General features: G+C 70.4%; 4 protein-coding genes and 1 pseudogene. 1 reads left to right on the top strand and 4 read right to left on the bottom strand.

Annotated features, from left to right (window positions below):
• Positions 1-43: 43 nt before the first annotated feature.
• The 3 genes from GXZ33_RS11190 to GXZ33_RS11180 are packed head-to-tail and all read right to left on the bottom strand — an operon-like array spanning position 44 to position 2,655.
• Positions 44-763, bottom strand: a complete 720-nt coding sequence (locus tag GXZ33_RS11190) for an SDR family oxidoreductase (RefSeq protein ID WP_291341136.1) — start codon at positions 761-763, stop codon at positions 44-46.
• A 3-nt stretch (positions 764-766) separates the two neighbouring features.
• Positions 767-1,540, bottom strand: a complete 774-nt coding sequence (gene ygiD, locus GXZ33_RS11185; RefSeq protein ID WP_291341135.1) for a 4,5-DOPA dioxygenase extradiol — start codon at positions 1,538-1,540, stop codon at positions 767-769.
• Positions 1,541-1,545: 5 nt separating this feature from the next.
• A complete protein-coding gene (locus GXZ33_RS11180; RefSeq protein WP_291341133.1) occupies positions 1,546-2,655 on the bottom strand; it encodes a Xaa-Pro peptidase family protein in 1,110 nt (369 codons plus the stop codon).
• Between the two features lie 28 nt (positions 2,656-2,683).
• On the opposite strand from GXZ33_RS11180, the gene GXZ33_RS11175 reads away from it, so the two are divergent.
• Positions 2,684-3,295, top strand: coding sequence for a serine protease (locus GXZ33_RS11175; RefSeq protein ID WP_291341131.1), 612 nt, complete (start codon positions 2,684-2,686; stop codon positions 3,293-3,295).
• Here the strand turns inward: GXZ33_RS11175 and GXZ33_RS11170 are convergent.
• Positions 3,292-3,627 (bottom strand): annotated as a pseudogene (locus GXZ33_RS11170) (DEAD/DEAH box helicase); the annotation flags it as partial. The gene GXZ33_RS11175 and the pseudogene GXZ33_RS11170 sit on opposite strands and share 4 nt — an antisense overlap.

Raw genomic sequence — 3,627 nt, 5'->3', positions numbered from 1 at the left:
GCCTCATCTTCGACGCCGAGTCGCCGCTGCTCCCGGGACGGAACTAACGGGGCATCCGCCGCCAGACCGGACGCGGGACCAGACGCATCACCCACGCCAGGAGACGCAGGCGGCCGGGGATCCACAGGGTGGCGCTGCCACGACCGGTGCGGATCTCCGCGGCGACGGCGTCGGCCACGTCGGCGGGGGTCACCGACAGCGGTGCCGGGTCCATCCCTTCGGTCATGGAGCCGATGACGAAACCGGGGCGGGCCGTGATCAGCCGCAGCCCCGTGCCGTGGAGGCGGTCGGACAGGCCCTGGCAGAACGCGTCGAGGCCGGCCTTCGTCGAGCCGTAGACGTAGTTGGCGCGGCGGGCCCGCCACCCGGCGATGGAGGAGAACGCGACGATCTCGCCGCCGGTCATGACGTCCGCCAGCACGGTGAGCATGGACACCTGGGCGGTGTAGTCGATGGTGGCGATCTCCGCGGCGTGCGCCTCGTCGCGCTCGGCCCGCGCCTGGTCGCCGAGGATGCCGAACGCCACGATGGCGGTGGACACTCCCCCGGTCAGCTCCAGCGCCTGCTTGACGACGCCCCGGTGGCCCTCCAGGTCACCCGCCTCGAAGGGGAGGTGGTGGACGGCGGTGGCGCCGGCGTCGTAAAGCGGGGCGGGATCGGTGTCCCGGCGGGCGGCAAGCACTACCGGGCGTCCCGCGCACAAACGCGCGGCAAGTTCCAGGCCGATGTCGGAGGTGCCGCCGAGGAGCAGAATGCCGTTCATGCCTTAAGAAGCTACCCGGTACCCGGTCATGGACAGCGAACCCATGGTGCGCTTCTCGTTGAACACGTCGACGGTGCCGCCGGTGGCCGCGGAGACACCCGCGATGTAGGCCAGCGGCAGGAAGTGATCCGGGGTCGGTACCGCGCGGGTGAAACCGGAGTGGCTGCGCAGCGCCTCGAGGCGGTCAGGGTCGCCGAGCATGATGTCGCGGGCAGCCTCGTCGAACTCATCGGCCCAGGCGAAACCGGTGTCCCCGCCGTGCCAGTCGACGAGCGAGAGATTGTGCACCACGTTGCCGGACCCGACGATGAGCACGTCGTGCTCGGTGGCCAGGCGGGCCAGGCGGGTGCCCAGCTCGACGTGCTCGGACAGCGGCTTGGTGGCGTCGATGGACAGCTGGACGACCGGGATGTCAGCCTCCGGGAACATGTGCTTGAGCACCGACCACGTGCCGTGGTCCAGGCCCCAGTCGTGGTCGTTCTGCACGAGGGTGGGCTTGGCGATGTCGCGGACCAGCTCGGCGATCTCGGGGTCGCCGGGGGCGTTGTACTGGACGTCGAAAAGCTCCTGGGGGAACCCGTAGAAGTCGTGGATGGTCCGCGGGTCGGTCATGGCCGTGACCCCGGTGCCGCGGGTGTACCAGTGGGCGGAGACCGAGAGGACGGCGCGCGGCTTGACGCCCTGGCCCAGCCGGGTCCAGGTGCGGGTGAAGTCGTTGACCTCGATGGCGTTCATCGGGGTGCCGTGGCCGACGAAGAGGGCGTGGGTGGCGCTCATGGGGGTTACCTCAGTTCACGTTGTTGATGTGTCAGTGATTCTACGCCGGTGTCCGACACAACCACAATGTCCTCCAGCCGCATTCCCCACTTCCCCGGCAGATAGATCCCCGGCTCGATGGAGAAGCACATGCCCGGCTCCAGAATCAGCTCGTTACCGGCCATGATGTAGGGCTCCTCGTGCGTCGACAGCCCGATCCCGTGACCGGTGCGGTGAATGAAATACTCGCCCAGGCCCGCCTCCTCGATGACCTCCCGGGCGGCCTTGTCCACCGACGCCGCCGACACGCCCGGCCGGGCCTGCGCCAGCGCCGCCCCGTGCGCGGCCTGCAGCACCTCGTAGGCCTTCCGCACCTCCCGGCCGGCCTCGTCCGGACCGCCGACGACATAGGTGCGCGTCGAATCCGAGTGGTAGCCCGGCCCCCGCGTGCCGCCGATGTCGACGACCACCACGTCGCCGGTCACCAGCTCCCGGCCGGAGTGACTGTGGTGCGGGTTCGCCCCGTTCGGCCCGGAACCGACGATGACGAAATCCACCACGTCGTGCTCCTTGAGGATCAGCGCCTGCAGATCCGCGGCCACTGCCGCCTCCGACCTTCCCGAACGCAGCAGCGCCGGCACCCGCTCATGCACCCGGTCGATCGCCGCGCCCGCCAGGGCCAGCTGCTCGATCTCCGCGGGATCCTTCCGCATGAACAGCTCCTTGAGGGTGGTCGCGGCGGGGAGGGTGGGGGCGTCGACAAGCTCCTGCAGACGCAGCACATGCAGCGTCGTCAACGACGACCCCAACGCCACCGGACCGTGATCGAGGACCGCCGCCGCCCAGGCGTGCGCGTCATCGCCGTCCACCCACCCGCGGATCACCACGTCCAGATGCGGCAGCGCCGAATGCTCCAGATCGCCGATGTCGGTCGCCGGGGCCAGCATCACCGGCGTGCCCTCCGCCGGCACGACCAGCACCGTCAACCGCTCATGCGACGACAGCCAGGAACCCGTGAGATACGCCAACTCCGGCCCGGTGCCGATGATCAGACCGGCCAGCCCCTCCTCCCGGCACAGTTCGGCGGCGCGGCGCAGGCGCCCAGCATAGACGTCGGTGGGAAAAAGATCAGCCATGTCCCCATGGTAGGTACCCTGGGGCACCGTGTCCTCCGCCATCACCGTCCGCCTCAGCTCCGGCCGCGCCTACTGCTCCGGCGTGCTCATCCACCCCGACCTCCAGGGAGCGACCGACGCCCGCACCGAGTACATGCTCAGCTGCGCCCACTTCCTGCGCGAACGCACCGGCCCGATCCGCGTCGGCGGCGCCTTCTTCCACGCCCGCGTCCGCGGCGCCGTGCGCCTGCCGCGCACCGACATCGCCGTCCTCCGGCTGGACCGCCCGTCACCGCCCAAGGACCTCCTGCGCTTATCGACGCGCCCCGCCCCCTGGCTCCTACCCACCGTCACCCAGGGCTTCGGTAAGAGCTGGCACAAGCTCCAGCACCGCACCGGCCGCGTCCTGCTGCGCACTCCGCTGGCGCTGGGCCGCAACCTCCACACCCTGGTGACCTCCGCCGCGATCCTCTACAACAAACCCCGCGCCGTCAAAGGGGACTCCGGCGGGCCCGTCATCATCGACAACCAGATCGTGGCGGTGCAGTCGATGATCACCGACCCCTTCGGCCTCAACACCGGGCTGGCCACCGTCGCCCAGGTGGCCCCGCACCGCCGGGCGATCCAGGCGGCGGTGCAGGCGCTGGAGCGGGCGTACTAGCTGCCGATCGCCACCACGCCGCGACGGATCGCGTCGATGGCGCGCCGGGCATTAGCCTGCACGTCATCGGTGTACGCGGTCTTGGCCACCTGCCCCAGCAGGTCCATGACCTGGCGGCACCAGCGGACGAAATCACCCGGGGTCATCTCGGCACCGGACTCGGCGGCCGCGGCCAGGCAGTAGCCCAGCGGTGCGCCGGCAGCCCACTGGTGCATCGCCAGGGCGAACCCGGCCTCCGGCTCGCGGGTGATGGGCAGATTGTGGCGCTTCTCGTCGGCGGCCAGCTCCTGCCAGATGCGGACGGTGGCGTCCATGGCGTCGGCCATCCGGTC

This window comes from Corynebacterium sp., from assembly GCF_012838985.1.
GTDB lineage: Bacteria > Actinomycetota > Actinomycetes > Mycobacteriales > Mycobacteriaceae > Corynebacterium.
Note: the sequence above shows the minus strand (reverse complement) of the source record. Positions and strands in the feature narration are given on the sequence as shown.